We start from the raw sequence: 15,648 nt of genomic DNA on the forward strand, positions 1-15,648 counted from the left end.
CAAGGAGGTTTAACGATGCATAAAAAAGCTCAAAAAATTATGGTTTATATAATGTTAATTTCTATGCTTGTAACAACATTACTTACTGGCGCAAGTATGTTTTGGTAAAAAGGACGATTCACTCGTCCTTTTTTTACTGCTTACACATACAAAATAGACCATCTCGAAATCGAGATAGTCTATCTTGTAATGAACATTTTATTTTATATATATTACAATTGCTACAATGCTAAAGGAAAAAGCCATTACAAGTGCTATTACAAAACTTGTATATTGTTTCTGCTGAAATGCCCCAATAACAAAAGTAAGATTGAGTAATGCCATAAATACAATCGCTACAACGTAAGAACATATATTAAAAGTTGCCAATATGAATGTAATAACAAATAGAAAACCAACACAAAACTGCATGTAAGAAATTTTTGGATTTAAATACATATGAGCAACCCCTTTACTCAATTATCTTTATATATTCTCATTAACGCATGGTTATGTACACATGTCAAGACAACTTATAATAAAAGAAAAAGCCAACCGTTTCGTTGACTTTTCCAAATACTATGGCCCCTTTTTCCTTCGCCAATTGCTGAAATGTTTTTTTCGATTTCACAATCGATACTTTTGTTCCAATTGGAATACGATCAAACAAATATTCCACATCATGTTTCTTCATTCTTATACATCCTTGCGAAATATATTTTCCAATTGAACTAGGCTGGTTTGTCCCGTGTATCCCATACTTACTTCCATCCGTTCCTCTTGCATTAAATCCCATCCACCTCGATCCAAGTGGATTTTTTGGAGAGCCCCCAGGAATATCCTTCGCAATATAATAGGGATCCTTCGCCTTCAATACAATGTCAAAGGTTCCTTCTGGGGTTAATTCATTTGTTTTCCCTGTCGCTACTGGAAAAACCTTTTGGATCTTCCCATCATCGATGTAAGCTAGTTTATTCGTTGCTTTATTTACAATTATAAAAGGATCTCCAGCACGTGGGTTATCACCAAGAGGCCAGATCGGTGATAGAGAAAGACATAATACTAAAGAAAGAAGATACGGCATATATAGTTCCTACCTTCTAAATAAGTTCTTTTATATTATCCTTTCCCTTAAAACGACTTTTAATGAGTAAATATTGCTCCATCTCATAAACAAGTTGAACAAGTTTTGCACGTATTTCAAATTCTTCTCGCGAGACTGGTAAAGGCATTTCTCTAAATACTTCTCGCATTTCTTGAAGTTGTCTTAACGAAATGACCCCTGTACTTTCAGGTCGAATAGAATTCCCTATATTTTCAATTACGTCTGCAATCATATCAGCTTGTTCATACGTCCAAGATAGTGATGCAGCTAATGGTATCATGCGCTCCAAAATTTCAAATTGTTGCATACGCATATCAAAATACCGATAATAATAGTCATCTTCACGCATAAATTCATTCTCAAGTTTTTTAAATGATAAATCTTTCGCTTCTTTCAGCATCATTTCTGTTTCAATTAATTCGGCCCCACTCCAATTACTATCTCGATTCCGTAAATAAACGACCATTTCAAACAAAATCGTTCTGAAATGCTCTTCTATTTTTCCTTGATACTCTTTCAGTTTATTCTCACTGCTTGGCATGTACATGTTTACTAATAAAGCGACACTAATTCCAATCGTTAATATAGCAATTTCATTACCAACTATAGACCATGTAATTTGCTTTAATGAATACAGATGCATAACGATAACCGAACTCGTGACAATCCCTTCTTGAATTTTGCACATAACTGCAGTTGGAATAAAGGTAAGCAGTAATACGCTAATCGCAAGTGGTGTATAACCAATCGTTTCAAAAATACAAAACGCAAATACCATCGATAATACACAAGCTAAAAAACGGTGCAACGATACTTGAACGGATTTTCGTTTCGTATTTTGCACACATAAAATGACTAAAATACCAGCTGAACTATAAAATTCTAATCCTAATAACTGAGCAATAAAAACTGCCGCTCCCGTTCCAAGCGCTGTTTTCACTGTTCTATATCCAATTTTAAACATATCATTACTCCTATATGTATAAATGTATTTAAAAATAGTATAAAAAAAGGATGACGCAATGTCATCCTTTTCTACCTATTATTCACGTACCCTTCACATATTACAATATCTTTTGCAAAAATTCTTTTGCACGGTCACTTTTGGGTGCTGTAAAAAACTCTTCCGGATTACTATCTTCTACGAGCTTTCCACCATCTAAAAAGAGAACACGGTCTGCTACTTCTTTTGCAAATCCCATTTCATGTGTAACGATTGCCATCGTCATTCCTGTCGTAACTAATGATTTCATAACTTCTAACACTTCTTTCACCATTTCTGGATCTAGCGCAGAGGTCGGTTCATCAAATAACATAACTTCCGGTTCCATCGCTAACGCTCTTGCAATTGCTACACGCTGCTTTTGTCCTCCTGAAAGACGATTTGGATATGCATCTTTCTTATCTAATAACCCCACTTTTTCTAGAAGTTTCTCAGCTTTTTTTTCAGCTTCTTGCTTCGTTACTTCTTTTACATTGATAGGAGCATACGTAATATTTTCTAATACAGTCATATGAGGGAATAAGTGAAAATGTTGAAATACCATTCCGACATTTTCACGAACGTGCATAATATTTGTTTTCGGATTCGTTACTTCTTCCGTTCCAATCCAAATGTGACCATCTGTCGGCGCTTCTAATACATTCATACAACGTAAAAACGTTGACTTTCCAGATCCAGACGGTCCAATAATTGCAACAACCTCTCCTTTCTCAATCGTTGTTGTAATTCCTTTTAATACTTCATTTTTCCCAAATGATTTATGAAGGTTTTCAACTTTAATCACTTTTCTTCATTCTCCCTTCAATGGCTTTCCCGACTAATGTAAGAATAATGACTAACATATAATAAATAAGTCCAACAAACAGTAATGGTTCAAGATATTTAAATGTTTCACCACCTACAATATAAGCACGGCGCATTAAATCTGTGGCTCCAATTACAGTTACTACAGCCGATTCTTTCGTAAGAGTCGCAAATTCATTTACAAGTGCTGGTAATATATTTTTTAAAGCTTGAGGAAAAATAATATTTTTCATCATTTTCCCGTAAGGAATCCCTAAAGCCATAGCTGCTTCTGTTTGTCCTTTATCAACCGCTTGAATGCCGGCACGAATTACTTCTGACATATATGCACCTGAATTTAAACTAAATGCAAGTACAGCTGCTAAAAAGGCTGGTATCTCATATCCAATCATTTGCGGAACACCAAAATAAATAATCATTAATTGTAATACTAGTGGTGTACCACGAAATATTGAAGTATATATATCTGCTGCAATATTTAATACTCGTATTCTAGCAATTTTGCAAAGTGCTAATAACGTTCCTAAAATAAATCCTACCACAGCTGATGCAGCTACAATTTTCAATGTAACTTCTAATCCCTTTAATATATATGGTATTGAAGGCGTAATTGCCGAAAAATCTAGATTCATCCTTTTCATTCCCCTCACAGAAAAGTGAAAGGCAGCTTATTTTCCGCTGCCAAACCATTTCTTCACTAATTTATCCATTTCTCCATTTTCTTGCATTTTCTTAATTACTTTATTAAATTCTTCTGTTTTATCACTATTTTTCGGAAGAGCAATTGCTGCACCTACTTCTTCTGGTGCTTCTTGAATTTCAATTCCTTGTAGTTCTTTCATTTTTTCTAAATAATTTTTTGCAACTGTGTCTTCTATAATTGCAGCGTCAAAACGACCAGCTTTAATTTCTTGTACGATTTCTGGTATACGGTCACGTCCCTCAGCTTTGAAATCGACTTGTTTCTGAAATTCTTTTGCCTTTTCTTCTTGAATTGATCCTGTTTGTACTCCTACTTTTTTCCCTTTTAAATCTTCTAACGATTTAATATTAGAGCCCTTTTTTGAAACGATCATATTTTTTGCAACAAAATAAATATCTGTGAAATCAGCATTATTTTTACGCTCTGCAGTTGGCGTCATACCCGCCATAACGAAATCAACTTTTCCTGAATTAAGAGATGCTAATAATCCGCCGAAATCCATGTCTTTCACTTTCACTTCGTATCCAAGTTCTTTTCCGATATATTTGGCAATATCAACATCAAAGCCGATAATTTCATCACTTTTTGAAGCTTCCACGTATTCATACGGTTTATAGTCTGCTGAAGTCCCCATAACGAGTACTTTTTTATTTTTTCCAGTAGCCTTTTCTTCCCCATTACTACAAGCACTGAACATACTTACAATTAAAATAAGTGCAAATGATATTGATAATAACTTCTTCATCTTTCTTCCCCCTAATAATGTATATTTAAAAGTTTAATAGAGTATTTATTCGATGTTTGTATTGTATCAGCACTTTCATTTTTATGCAATATTTAAAATAAAAATAAATACAAAAACAGCATTAAAGCTGTTGTCAATGCATAAAAACATGCATAAAATAACAATTTCCTGCATGTTTAATTATTTTAAAAACTAAATAAAAAAGGCGGTACACCCACTTGATCGTGGACATACCGCCTTTTTCTCTTCCCTATAGTTCTTCGCAATTATCTTCGAAATAAGATTGTAGTTTTGCAATTACTTGCATTGGTTCATGACCTTCAATTTCATGACGTTCTACCATCGTTACAATTTTTCCATCTTTCAATAACGCAAATGATGGAGATGAAGGTGGATATCCTTCAAAATATTCACGAGCTCTTGCTGTTGCTTCTTTATCTTGACCCGCAAATACCGTTACAAGGTGGTTAGGGCGTTTATCATAATGTACGGAATGTGCAGCAGCAGGACGAGCAATGCCACCTGCACAACCACATACAGAGTTTACCATTACAAGTGTTGTACCATTTCTTTTAAATGCTTCTTCGACTGCTTCTGGTGTCGTCAATTCTGTATATCCCGCAGAGACAATCTCTTCACGCGCTTGACGGACAACATCATTCATAAAAAAGTTAAAGTTAATCAATCTTTTCCCTCCTCTAATTCTACCTATTTGTATCTTACCAGTTAATGTTTAGAGAATACAAGTAAGTTTACTTGTATTTCAGCATAGAAAAGGTGTTAGAGCCCTGTTCTAACACCTTTTCTTTAATGACCACGATGTTTTTGCTTTGCTTTTTGTACTTTTATAAAACGTTTTCTCTGCTTTTCAGCTTCCCGTTTCTCCTTAGATTGCACTTTCTGTTCTTGTTTATGCAGTTCATAAGATAAACTAATTGCTTCTTGTGCCTTAGTAAAACGTTTTACATTTACTTCTTTTGCCGCTTGTCGTATGATACGCTTTATATTTTTTGGACGCTGTTTTTCTTTAACTTCCACACCGCATTTTGCAAAGTACTGGAAATATGCTAACATCGGACCATTCACAAATATAAGTACTTCCTCGTCTGAAGGTTCCATCCCAAAAATATACCTCGCTCCATACAATTTCTCTTTTTCTTTATGCGTAATAATTCCTACAAAAAATTGACCATCGTGATATACTGTCAAATCCATTGACAGCCCCTCCTTTAAAAAAATTAGAAATACTGGACATCCCGGAGGGGAAGGTTACTGACATGAAATCATGCGTCTGGACTACCGACCAGAACTGTGTTTTTGTATCTCTTCCAATATTATTATATATTTCTTTCCATAATTTTCATATATTCAACAATCATTTTTTTATGCGATCCTACAATATAATCAGGTAGCTCTGTCACCGGGAAGAATTTAAGCTGAACCGCTTCTTCTTTATTCATAACAAAATTCCCTTCGTATTCATCGGTATAATAGGCTGTCGTTACGGATTGAAACTCATCACCGTTTGTTAATTTTGAAAAATAGTTCGCTCCAGAAAATACATTGATTAATCGGAGGTTCTTTACTTCTATTCCTGTCTCTTCATATACTTCACGGTAAGCTGTTTCTTCTGGTGATTCACCAAGCTCCATTAGCCCGCCAGGCAACCCCCATTTTCCGTACGGCTCTGTTCTTTGCTGTAATAATACATATCCACTTTCATTTATAACGAGTACAACAGCACCAACTAAAATTAAAGGGCGATGACCAACTACTTTTCGTAATTCCTCTACATATCCCATCGTATCCCTCCTTTTTCGTTGTCCACACTATTGTATCATATGTATGAAACGACAAAATGCGTATATTTTTCATTTTTTTAACAAAACATTTATTTTATGCGCTTCATCTACTGTAGCTAACATAATGGATTCGATTTCTGCACTCTTCTCTAAACACTCTTTCGCCCACTCTTCTGTTTTTCCTACTAAAGCTAGAACATCTTGCTGAATCCTCCCATCCTTTACTAATACAAAAGAAACTGGAGATCTTCTTCCCGCCACTTTCAGATCAAGCCGCGAAACTGCTTCATATTCTGGATACTGAAATATAGAAACAACACCATTCGCTTCCCACAATGCTAATTTAATCGTTTGAATATCGCTCACATTTCGCATACGAATTTCCGAAAATAAATATTCCACCGTAATTCTCGCTTTTTTCAAATTGCTAAAATCAATGGAACCATTGTGTATAAGAATAATAGGTGCTGGCTCTAAAAAGCGTCTCCATCTATCCCATTTCAACATTAAGACTGAGCTTATAATGTGAAGTACAACGAGTATGAACGTTGTAATCATCGAGCCGAGTAACCCCACTTTTTCATCAGATAATGCGTTAGAAATATTCCCACCAAGCAATAATACTAATACGACATCTAAAAAACGAAGTTGTGCGATGGACCTTTGTCCCATCGCTTTCGCAACTAATATTAAAAATATGTATGCTATGATAGCTCGAATAACCCATTCACCATTAGATAGATGCCGTGCTCCTTCAAAAATATGCATATGCATCACTTTGCACTCCTTACCCGTCTCAAACTGCTATTCTGTCTTAGTTTGCAACGTTTAAGGGCATATATGTAAAAAAGCTAGTTCGTTTTTACACGAACTAGCTTTTTTACTTAACTGAAAACATATATTTTTTATACGTTTTCCGTACCGATAATATGAGCCCCATCATAATCATATTCGAAAATAAGGAACTTCCCCCATATGATAAGAAAGGTAATGCGATACCTTTTACAGGCATTAATCCAACGATCATACCGATGTTTTGGAATATTTGAACCGTTAGTATTCCTATTGATCCAGCACATAATAATGTACCAAATAAATTATCAGCAGAATAACCGATAATAATTGTTCGATATAGTAGTAATAGGAACAAGAACACAACTAACGCCGCTACTATAAATCCACCTTCTTCGGCAATTGTAGCGAAAATAAAGTCAGTGTGTTTCTCTGGAATATAGACGTTCCCTTCACCGAATCCTTTCCCTTCCATACCTCCACTACCTACAGCTAAAATCGATTGCTGTGTTTGATAGCCTTCATTTGCATTCTCAAATGGATTTAGCCAACCTATAATACGTGATTGTTGGTGAGGTTTTAACAAAGTAACTAATTTATTAAAGAAGAAATCTGGATATTTTACAAATATAAATATTAATGTAGACAATATGGTCACCGGAATGACTGTACATAACGCAATTAATTTCTTTTGAATTCCTGACATAAATAAAATACATGCGATAGCTGCTGCATATAAGAACACCATACCTGTATCCGGTTGGCTATATACAACGGCCATAGGCGGGAGGGATACTAGCATAATTTTACCTACTAATTTTAAATCTGTTTGGAATGTCCTTGCCATATACTGTGCATTATGCTTCACTGCTATACTTGCTACTACAAGAAGCAATGCGATTTTGAAAAACTCGGATGGCTGAATTTGTCCAAGTACTGGAAAAACGAACCACCTTTTTGCCCCTAACTTTTCAGGTGTGAAACCTGATGCTGGTAATACTTTCAAAAGAATAAGTGAAGCAAACCCAGCAATATAAAGCGGCCAAGACAATTTTTGCAACTGATCTAAGTCGATGCTAGCAACAAGAAGTAACAATACAACCCCAATTATGTAGTTAACTCCCTGCTTCATAGCAAAGTTTGCATCTCCATACTGTCCGGTTTGCTGACTGCTATATATAGCAGTTATACTTATAACACAAAATGCACACAAAATTAAAATTAATTTTACATCTAAACTTTTTAGAAACTCGGTACTTCTTTTCATGACATCCTCCTGAAACATTGTTACAGCAAAATAAAAAACCAGGAGTCAACATTCTTCATGTTTTGACGACTGATTACACATTATCTATAAAACACTTATATAGAATAACTCTCTTTTTCATACAATACAATATATTATACTACAGTTTCATCAGTAAGATTTGCCAAAAAAATTATTCTTTTCTTATTTTATATCTATATACCATATATCAGCAATGTATTTTCGTAAATTTCTAATACATAATCGTTCATTGTAAGATTACTGGGAAAAGTGTTGTACATATAGTAGGATGCAAATGAAGAAATAAGATGATAAAAAGCTCGCATAAGCGAGCTTTTTATTAATATACAGATGTATTATTTTCTGACGTATTTTCTAAAATTTCTTTTACACGTCCTAAGAACTTACCACAAATTAAGCCATCTAGTACACGGTGATCAAGTGATAAACATAAGTTAACCATGTCGCGAGCACCGAACATACCATTATCCATAATTACTGGGCGTTTTACAATTGATTCAACTTGTAAAATAGCCGCTTGTGGGTAATTAATAATACCCATAGATTGAACAGAACCGAATGATCCTGTGTTATTAATTGTAAATGTTCCGCCTTGCATTTCGTCCGCTTTTAACGATTTCGTACGTACTTTTCCTGCAAGCTCTGTAATTTCACGAGCGATGCCTTTAATCGTTTTTTCGTCCGCGTGCTTAATTACTGGTACAAATAGTTCTTCCTCTGTTGCAACAGCGATAGAAAGGTTAATATCTTTCTTCTGAACGATTTTATCGCCAGCCCACATTGAATTAATTTGAGGATACTCTTTTAACGCCTGTGCTACTGCTTTTACGAAGAAAGCAAAGAACGTTAAGTTAAAGCCTTCACGCTTTTTGAAATCGCCTTTAATTGAGTTACGGTATGATACAAGGTTTGTCACATCTACTTCAATCATCATCCAAGCATGAGGTGCCTCATGTTTACTGCGTAACATGTTCGCTGCAATTGCTTTACGCACACCTGTTACCGGAATTTCGATATCGCCAGGCATTGTTGGTACAGAAACTGGTTTTGCAGCTTCTACTTTTTGTGCTACTGGCGCTGCTTTTGGTGCTTCTGGACGCGCTTCTACTACTGCTGCTACCGCTACAGCTTCCTCTTTCTTCGCACCTGCTTGCGGAATATTTCCAGATTCCACTAGCTTTAAAATATCTTTACGAGTGATACGGCCATTTGCTCCCGTACCTTCTACTAAATCTAAATCAACATTATGCTCACCCGCAAGTTTTAAAACAGCTGGTGAAAAACGTGGTTTTCCATCAGTTGGTTGTTTTGCTTTCGGTGCTTTTTCAGGCGTAGCTACTTCTGCCTTTGGTTCTTCTTTTGTTTTTTCCTCAACAGCTGTCGCTGCTACTTCATCTGCGCCTTCTACTTGAATAACACAAACTACTTCACCTACAGCTAACGTCTCACCTTCGCCAGCTATTAGCTCTTTCACAATACCAGTGAAAGAAGATGGTACTTCAGCATTTACTTTATCAGTCATTACTTCTGCAAGCGGATCATACTTGTTTACGTGATCGCCAACATTAACGAGCCATTTACTAATTGTACCCTCTGTAACGCTCTCCCCGAGCTGAGGCATTGTGATATTTTCTACAGCCATGTATAGTCCCCCCGATTAAAATTCCGCAAGTTCACGCATTGCTTTTTCAACTTTATCTGGATTTACCATAAAGAATTTTTCCATTGTTGGTGCATATGGCATTGCTGGAACGTCTGGACCTGCAAGACGTGCGATTGGCGCATCTAAATCAAACAGACAGTTTTCAGCAATAATTGCTGCCACTTCACTTATAATACTTCCTTCTTTATTGTCTTCTGTTACAAGAAGAACTTTACCTGTTTTAGAAGCCGCTTCAATAATCGCTTCTTTATCTAACGGATATACCGTTCTTAAATCAAGAATGTGTGCAGAGATTCCATCTTGTGCTAACTTCTCAGCTGCTTGAAGAGCAAAGTGAACACATAATCCGTAAGTGATAACAGTAATATCATCACCTTCGCGTTTTACATCTGCTTTTCCGATTGGTAATACATAGTCATCTTCTGGCACTTCACCTTTAATTAAGCGATATGCACGCTTATGCTCAAAGAATAATACTGGATCTTCATCACGAATTGCAGCTTTTAATAAGCCTTTTGCATCATATGGTGTAGAAGGGATAACAATTTTTAAACCTGGTTGGTTTGCAAACATCGCTTCTACAGATTGTGAATGATACAATGCACCGTGAACACCCCCGCCGAATGGTGCACGAATTGTAACTGGACAAGTCCAATCGTTGTTAGAACGATAACGAATTTTTGCTGCCTCAGAAACAATTTGGTTTACTGCTGGCATGATGAAATCAGCAAACTGCATTTCAGCGATTGGACGCATACCATACATTGCCGCACCAATTGCTACCCCAGCAATTGCAGATTCTGCAAGCGGTGCATCAAGCGCACGATCTTCACCAAATTGATCATACAAACCGTGTGTCGCTTTAAACACGCCACCTTTTTTACCAACATCTTCTCCTAAAACGAATACTTTCTCATCGCGTTCCATTTCTTCGCGCATTGCTAATGTAATAGCATCAATATAAGACATTACAGCCATGAAACGTTCCCCCCTATTCTGCGTATACGTGCTTCAATGCATCTTCAGGTGCTGCATACGGAGCATTTTCTGCATATTCTGTTGCTTCATTTACGATATGCATAATTTCGTCTAGCATTTGTTTTTCAAATTCCTCAGTTAACACACCAACTTCTTTTAAATAAGCTGCAAATGTTATAATTGAATCTTTTTTCTTCGCTTCTTCTACCTCTTCTTTATCACGATAAACACGATCATCGTCGTCACTAGAATGTGCTGTCAAACGATATGATACTGCTTCAATTAAAGTCGGACCTTCACCACGACGACCGCGGTCTGCTGCTTCTTTTACAGCTTTATATACTGCAAGCGGATCGTTTCCGTCTATTGTATATCCAGGCATGCCGTAACCAATTGCACGATCTGATACGTTTTTACATGCTAATTGTTTTTCAACTGGAATAGAGATTGCATATTTGTTATTTTCACACATGAAAATAACAGGTAGTTTGTGTACACCAGCAAAGTTTGCTCCTTCATGGAAGTCACCTTGGTTTGAAGAGCCTTCTCCGAATGTAACGAACGTTACTAAATCTTTCTTCTCCATTTTTCCAGCTAGTGCAATACCAACTGCATGTGGTACTTGCGTTGTTACTGGTGATGATCCTGTAACAATACGATTTTTCTTTTGACCGAAGTGACCAGGCATTTGACGACCACCAGAGTTTGGATCTCCAGCTTTTGCGAAAGCAGACAACATAAGCTCTTTAGCTGTCATACCAAACGCTAGTACAACACCCATATCACGGTAGTATGGTAATGCATAATCTTTCTCTCTATCAAGAGCGAACGCCGCTCCAACTTGTGCAGCCTCTTGTCCTTGACAAGAAATTACGAATGGAATTTTACCTGCACGGTTTAATAACCACATACGTTCGTCAATTTTACGTGCAAGTAACATCGTACGGAACATTTCTAATACTTGCTCATCACTTAAGCCAAGCTCTTCATGGCGCTTTTCTTTTACTTCTGCCATTTTTCATAACCTCCTAAATCCACATTTTTATGCGTGTAACGCTCTTCCATCTACAGCAAGTGCCGCTTCACCAATCGCCTCAGATAATGATGGATGCGGATGAATTGTATGTGCTACTTCCCAAGGTGTTGCATCAAGTACTCTTGCAAGACCAGCTTCAGAAATCATATCTGTTACATGTGGTCCGATCATATGAACACCGAGAATGTCATTTGTTTCTTCATCAACTACAAGTTTTACAAAACCGTCTGATTCTCCGTATACAAGTGCCTTTCCGATTGCACGGAATGAGAACTTACCTACTTTTAACTTATAGCCTTTTTCTTTTGCTTCTTGTTCTGTTAAGCCGACAGAAGCAACTTCTGGACTACTATATACGCATTTTGATACCATAGAATAATCAATTGGTGCAACTTCTTTACCAGCGATATGTTCTACTGCAACAATTCCTTCATGAGAAGCAACGTGAGCAAGTTGCAAGCCACCGATTACATCTCCAATTGCGTAAATATGAGATTCCTTCGTTTGATAAAACTCATTTGTTTGAATGTATCCTTTTTCCACAACAATATCTGTGTTCTCTAAGCCCATATTTTGCGTATTCGCTTGTCTTCCTACAGATACAAGCATTTTTTCTGCTTTAAATGCTTTGTTCTCACCGTTATGTTCAGCTTGAATTGTTACTCCATTATCTTTTACCAATGTTTCTGGTAATACTTTTGCACCAGTTACCACTTTAATACCTTTTTTCTTGAATAGACGTTGCATTTCTTTTGAAACGTCATTATCTTCTAGTGGTAATATGTTTTTCGCATATTCTAATACAGTAACTTCTACACCGAAGTCAGCAAGCATAGATGCCCACTCAATACCAATTACACCGCCACCAACGATAATGATTGAGCTAGGAAGCGTTTCCATTTTTAGGGCATGATCCGAAGACATTACATACTCTCCGTCTAACTCTAATCCTGGTAATGAATTTGGACGAGAACCTGTTGCAACAAGTACATTTTTTGGAATTAACATTTCATTCTCTTCTCCACTTGCAAGTTCAACTGAAATTGTACCTGGCATTGGAGAGAAAATAGATGGGCCAAGAATACGGCCAATACCTTCAAACACATCAATTTTACCTTGTTTCATTAAATGCTGAACGCCTTTATGAAGCTGCGTTACAATCTTCTCTTTACGCTCTTGTACTTTAGCAAAGTTTAGTTCTACATTACTTGCAATAACTCCGAACTCTTCTCCTTTTTTAGCAGTTGCGTATACTTCCGCACTACGTAAAAGAGCTTTACTAGGAATACATCCTTTGTGTAAACAAGTACCACCAAGATTTTCTTTTTCAACAAGTGCAGTTTTTAACCCTAGTTGTGATGCACGAATAGCAGCAACATATCCACCAGTACCGCCGCCAACGATGACTAAATCATATTCTCTTGCCATTATCTCAACCCCTAGCTACTGTTTGTTTTTCTCGTACAATATATTCTTTTGGAGCTTCTTCTTCACGTAATACACGAAGTGCTCCTTCTGCTAACGCTTGTAATTCATCTTCTCCTGGATGTACGATAACATCTGCAATCCAGTGAACACGTTCTTTTATTTCATCGACAAGAATTTTACTGTACGCAAGTCCACCAGTTAATACGATTGCATCGATTTTCCCGTGAAGTACAGCACTAGCTCCGCCAATCTCTTTTGCAACTTGATACGCCATTGCTTTATAAATAAGAGTTGCTTCAGGATCACCTTTTTCAACCATTTGTTCTACTTTAATTGCATCGTTTGTACCGATAAGACTTACAAGTCCACCTTGTCCGACAAGTTTTTTAACCATTTCGTCTCGGTAATACTCACCAGAAAAACACATTTCAACTAATTGTCCTACTGGTACTGTACCAGCACGCTCTGGACTAAATGGTCCTTCTCCGTTTAAGCCATTATTAACATCGATAACTTTTCCTTTTTTATGAGCACCAACTGTAATACCACCGCCCATATGTGTAACTAATAAATTTAAATCCTCATATTTGTGATTTAATTCATCTGCCACTTTACGAGCAACTGCTTTTTGATTTAATGCATGGAAGATACTTTTGCGTTCCATACCAGCAATACCACTTATACGAGCAATTGGCTCCATCTCATCTACAACGACAGGATCCACAATGAATGCAGGAATGTTTAATCCAGAAGCGATTTCATATGCTAAAATGCCTCCAAGGTTTGAAGCGTGATGACCGCTAAACCCATTTTTTAAATCTTCTAACATCGCATCGTTTACTGTATACGTACCGCCTTCGATTGGACGAAGTAATCCACCACGCCCACAAACAGCGTTTAATTTTGAAATGTTAATACCATGAGAATGTAGAACTTCTAAAATCGTTTCTTTACGAAACTCATATTGGTCGATAATTCGCTTATATTTTCCAATCTGTTCTACGTCATGACGAATAGTTTCTTCTAGAACGGGTCTTTCATTATCAAAAACACCAATCTTTGTGGATGTACTACCTGGGTTAATAACAAGAATTCGATTTACAGACAATGTTGCTACCTCCACTAATAAATTTAAAAGGAAGTGGAAACCTCATAAGAGGTAACCACACCTTTTGTAAAAGTTATATATGAATGATTAGCGACGGCTAATAATGTCGTGACCGTTGCGTAAGTATGTGCTACGAGAGTTTTTCAAGCTTGCAATGCGCTCTTCAGCTAGACGATCTGCTGCTACATAAGTTGCTATGCCATCGCGTTTTGAAATTTCGATTACTTTTGCAATTGTGTCATAAATAGACTCAACACGTTTTAATGCACGTTCTCTATTGTATCCATATAATTCGTCTGCTACGTTAATTACGCCACCTGCATTAATAACATAGTCTGGTGCGTATACAATACCCATTTCATGAATAAGGTCGCCGTGACGATCTTCTTTTAATTGGTTATTTGCAGAACCAGCGATTACTTTTGCTTTAAGTTGTGGAATAGTTTCATCATTAACTGTTGCGCCTAATGCACATGGTGCGTAAATATCACATTCAACACCGTAAATTTCATTTGGCTCAACTGCTGTTGCACCGAATTCTTCTACTGCACGTTGTACAGCTTCTTTATTAATATCTGTAACGATTAATTTTGCTCCTTCAGCGTGTAAATGTTTGCATAGGTGATACGCTACGTTACCAACACCTTGAATAGAAATTACTCTTCCTTCTAGGTTATCTGTACCAAATGCTTCTTTTGCAGCTGCTTTCATACCACGGTAAACACCGTATGCAGTTACTGGAGATGGGTTACCAGAAGAACCGAATGATGGTGAAATCCCTGTTACAAAATCAGTTTCCTCATGGATAATATCCATATCATCTACTGTTGTACCAACATCTTCAGCTGTAATGTAACGTCCGTTTAGTCCTTGAATGTAGCGTCCTAATGCACGGAACATCGCTTCGCTTTTATCTTTACGTGGATCACCGATAATTACTGTTTTTGCACCACCTAAGTTTAAACCAGCTGCTGCATTTTTGTATGTCATCCCTTTTGCAAGACGCAATGCATCTTCAATCGCCGCTTCTTCAGAATCATATGTCCACATTCTTGTTCCACCAAGAGCTGGTCCAAGTGTTGTATCATGGATTGCAATGATTGCTTTTAAACCAGATTCTTTATCTTGACAAAATACCACTTGCTCATAATCATATTTTTCTAAGTATTCGAAGATTTCTAATGTCATTGTCGTTTCCCCCTAATTGTTTTACC

The 15,648-nt window shown here is 36.7% G+C and carries 18 protein-coding genes; 1 reads left to right on the forward strand and 17 read right to left on the reverse strand.

Annotation, left to right across the window (positions count from 1 at the left end):
• Positions 1-15: 15 nt before the first annotated feature.
• Positions 16-108, forward strand: a complete 93-nt coding sequence (gene prli42 / locus ABH955_RS09740; protein ID WP_000549036.1) for a stressosome-associated protein Prli42 — start codon at positions 16-18, stop codon at positions 106-108.
• A 90-nt stretch (positions 109-198) separates the two neighbouring features.
• Here prli42 and ABH955_RS09745 read toward each other — a convergent pair whose 3' ends face one another.
• From ABH955_RS09745 to ABH955_RS09825, 17 genes are all read right to left on the reverse strand, one after another.
• Positions 199-438 carry a DUF3894 domain-containing protein gene (locus tag ABH955_RS09745; RefSeq protein WP_002088543.1) on the reverse strand — a complete coding sequence of 80 codons (240 nt, stop codon included), beginning with the start codon at positions 436-438 and terminating at the stop codon, positions 199-201.
• Positions 439-502: 64 nt separating this feature from the next.
• Entirely contained in the window at positions 503-1,063 is a 561-nt protein-coding gene (locus ABH955_RS09750; RefSeq protein WP_002067076.1) for a L,D-transpeptidase, read from the reverse strand.
• A gap of 16 nt (positions 1,064-1,079) precedes the next feature.
• The gene (locus ABH955_RS09755) at positions 1,080-2,048 is read right to left on the reverse strand and encodes an aromatic acid exporter family protein (RefSeq protein WP_002033971.1); all 969 of its coding nucleotides are present in this window, start codon (positions 2,046-2,048) and stop codon (positions 1,080-1,082) included.
• Positions 2,049-2,148: 100 nt separating this feature from the next.
• On the reverse strand, positions 2,149-2,871 hold the full coding sequence (locus ABH955_RS09760) for an amino acid ABC transporter ATP-binding protein (protein WP_404445274.1): 723 nt from the start codon (positions 2,869-2,871) through the stop codon (positions 2,149-2,151).
• Positions 2,864-3,523 carry an amino acid ABC transporter permease gene (locus tag ABH955_RS09765; protein WP_404445277.1) on the reverse strand — a complete coding sequence of 220 codons (660 nt, stop codon included), beginning with the start codon at positions 3,521-3,523 and terminating at the stop codon, positions 2,864-2,866. Before ABH955_RS09765 ends, ABH955_RS09760 begins: the two co-directional genes overlap by 8 nt.
• A gap of 36 nt (positions 3,524-3,559) precedes the next feature.
• A complete protein-coding gene (locus tag ABH955_RS09770; RefSeq protein ID WP_002192550.1) occupies positions 3,560-4,339 on the reverse strand; it encodes a transporter substrate-binding domain-containing protein in 780 nt (259 codons plus the stop codon).
• A gap of 250 nt (positions 4,340-4,589) precedes the next feature.
• Positions 4,590-5,003 (reverse strand): BrxA/BrxB family bacilliredoxin, encoded by a 414-nt coding sequence (locus tag ABH955_RS09775; protein WP_002015097.1) that lies wholly within the window; start codon positions 5,001-5,003, stop codon positions 4,590-4,592.
• 143 nt (positions 5,004-5,146) lie between these two features.
• The gene (locus ABH955_RS09780) at positions 5,147-5,554 is read right to left on the reverse strand and encodes a YjdF family protein (RefSeq protein ID WP_002067071.1); all 408 of its coding nucleotides are present in this window, start codon (positions 5,552-5,554) and stop codon (positions 5,147-5,149) included.
• Positions 5,555-5,676: 122 nt separating this feature from the next.
• A complete protein-coding gene (locus ABH955_RS09785) occupies positions 5,677-6,141 on the reverse strand; it encodes an NUDIX hydrolase (RefSeq protein ID WP_404491074.1) in 465 nt (154 codons plus the stop codon).
• A gap of 69 nt (positions 6,142-6,210) precedes the next feature.
• Positions 6,211-6,915 carry a DUF421 domain-containing protein gene (locus ABH955_RS09790; RefSeq protein WP_113937098.1) on the reverse strand — a complete coding sequence of 235 codons (705 nt, stop codon included), beginning with the start codon at positions 6,913-6,915 and terminating at the stop codon, positions 6,211-6,213.
• Between the two features lie 106 nt (positions 6,916-7,021).
• A complete protein-coding gene (locus ABH955_RS09795; RefSeq protein WP_113937097.1) occupies positions 7,022-8,200 on the reverse strand; it encodes an FtsW/RodA/SpoVE family cell cycle protein in 1,179 nt (392 codons plus the stop codon).
• A gap of 340 nt (positions 8,201-8,540) precedes the next feature.
• On the reverse strand, positions 8,541-9,863 hold the full coding sequence (locus tag ABH955_RS09800; protein WP_404445282.1) for a dihydrolipoamide acetyltransferase family protein: 1,323 nt from the start codon (positions 9,861-9,863) through the stop codon (positions 8,541-8,543).
• A gap of 15 nt (positions 9,864-9,878) precedes the next feature.
• Positions 9,879-10,862: a 3-methyl-2-oxobutanoate dehydrogenase subunit beta gene (gene bfmBAB / locus ABH955_RS09805; RefSeq protein ID WP_000290070.1), complete on the reverse strand. Its 984-nt coding sequence runs from the start codon at positions 10,860-10,862 to the stop codon at positions 9,879-9,881.
• Positions 10,863-10,875: 13 nt separating this feature from the next.
• Positions 10,876-11,877, reverse strand: coding sequence for a 3-methyl-2-oxobutanoate dehydrogenase subunit alpha (bfmBAA, locus tag ABH955_RS09810; RefSeq protein ID WP_002033961.1), 1,002 nt, complete (start codon positions 11,875-11,877; stop codon positions 10,876-10,878).
• A gap of 27 nt (positions 11,878-11,904) precedes the next feature.
• A complete protein-coding gene (gene lpdA / locus ABH955_RS09815; protein ID WP_002015090.1) occupies positions 11,905-13,326 on the reverse strand; it encodes a dihydrolipoyl dehydrogenase in 1,422 nt (473 codons plus the stop codon).
• A 4-nt stretch (positions 13,327-13,330) separates the two neighbouring features.
• Positions 13,331-14,434, reverse strand: coding sequence for a butyrate kinase (buk, locus tag ABH955_RS09820; protein WP_002088555.1), 1,104 nt, complete (start codon positions 14,432-14,434; stop codon positions 13,331-13,333).
• Positions 14,435-14,521: 87 nt separating this feature from the next.
• Entirely contained in the window at positions 14,522-15,622 is a 1,101-nt protein-coding gene (locus tag ABH955_RS09825) for a leucine dehydrogenase (protein ID WP_002015088.1), read from the reverse strand.
• Between the last annotated feature and the right edge of the window lie 26 nt (positions 15,623-15,648).

Origin of the sequence: Bacillus sp. RC240, assembly GCF_044907945.1 — a bacterium.
GTDB lineage: Bacteria > Bacillota > Bacilli > Bacillales > Bacillaceae_G > Bacillus_A > Bacillus_A mycoides.

What these genes read in the sequence shown, in the direction of transcription:
- prli42 (WP_000549036.1), top strand. Translation starts at nt 16, where the DNA reads ATGCATAAAAAAGCTCAAAAAATTATGGTTTATATAATGTTAATTTCT.
- ABH955_RS09745 (WP_002088543.1), bottom strand. Translation starts at nt 438, where the DNA reads ATGTATTTAAATCCAAAAATTTCTTACATGCAGTTTTGTGTTGGTTTT.
- ABH955_RS09750 (WP_002067076.1), bottom strand. Translation starts at nt 1,063, where the DNA reads ATGCCGTATCTTCTTTCTTTAGTATTATGTCTTTCTCTATCACCGATC.
- ABH955_RS09755 (WP_002033971.1), bottom strand. Translation starts at nt 2,048, where the DNA reads ATGTTTAAAATTGGATATAGAACAGTGAAAACAGCGCTTGGAACGGGA.
- ABH955_RS09765 (WP_404445277.1), bottom strand. Translation starts at nt 3,523, where the DNA reads ATGAATCTAGATTTTTCGGCAATTACGCCTTCAATACCATATATATTA.
- ABH955_RS09770 (WP_002192550.1), bottom strand. Translation starts at nt 4,339, where the DNA reads ATGAAGAAGTTATTATCAATATCATTTGCACTTATTTTAATTGTAAGT.
- ABH955_RS09775 (WP_002015097.1), bottom strand. Translation starts at nt 5,003, where the DNA reads ATGAATGATGTTGTCCGTCAAGCGCGTGAAGAGATTGTCTCTGCGGGA.
- ABH955_RS09780 (WP_002067071.1), bottom strand. Translation starts at nt 5,554, where the DNA reads ATGGATTTGACAGTATATCACGATGGTCAATTTTTTGTAGGAATTATT.
- ABH955_RS09785 (WP_404491074.1), bottom strand. Translation starts at nt 6,141, where the DNA reads ATGGGATATGTAGAGGAATTACGAAAAGTAGTTGGTCATCGCCCTTTA.
- ABH955_RS09790 (WP_113937098.1), bottom strand. Translation starts at nt 6,915, where the DNA reads ATGCATATGCATATTTTTGAAGGAGCACGGCATCTATCTAATGGTGAA.
- ABH955_RS09795 (WP_113937097.1), bottom strand. Translation starts at nt 8,200, where the DNA reads ATGAAAAGAAGTACCGAGTTTCTAAAAAGTTTAGATGTAAAATTAATT.
- ABH955_RS09800 (WP_404445282.1), bottom strand. Translation starts at nt 9,863, where the DNA reads ATGGCTGTAGAAAATATCACAATGCCTCAGCTCGGGGAGAGCGTTACA.
- bfmBAB (WP_000290070.1), bottom strand. Translation starts at nt 10,862, where the DNA reads ATGGCTGTAATGTCTTATATTGATGCTATTACATTAGCAATGCGCGAA.
- bfmBAA (WP_002033961.1), bottom strand. Translation starts at nt 11,877, where the DNA reads ATGGCAGAAGTAAAAGAAAAGCGCCATGAAGAGCTTGGCTTAAGTGAT.
- lpdA (WP_002015090.1), bottom strand. Translation starts at nt 13,326, where the DNA reads ATGGCAAGAGAATATGATTTAGTCATCGTTGGCGGCGGTACTGGTGGA.
- ABH955_RS09825 (WP_002015088.1), bottom strand. Translation starts at nt 15,622, where the DNA reads ATGACATTAGAAATCTTCGAATACTTAGAAAAATATGATTATGAGCAA.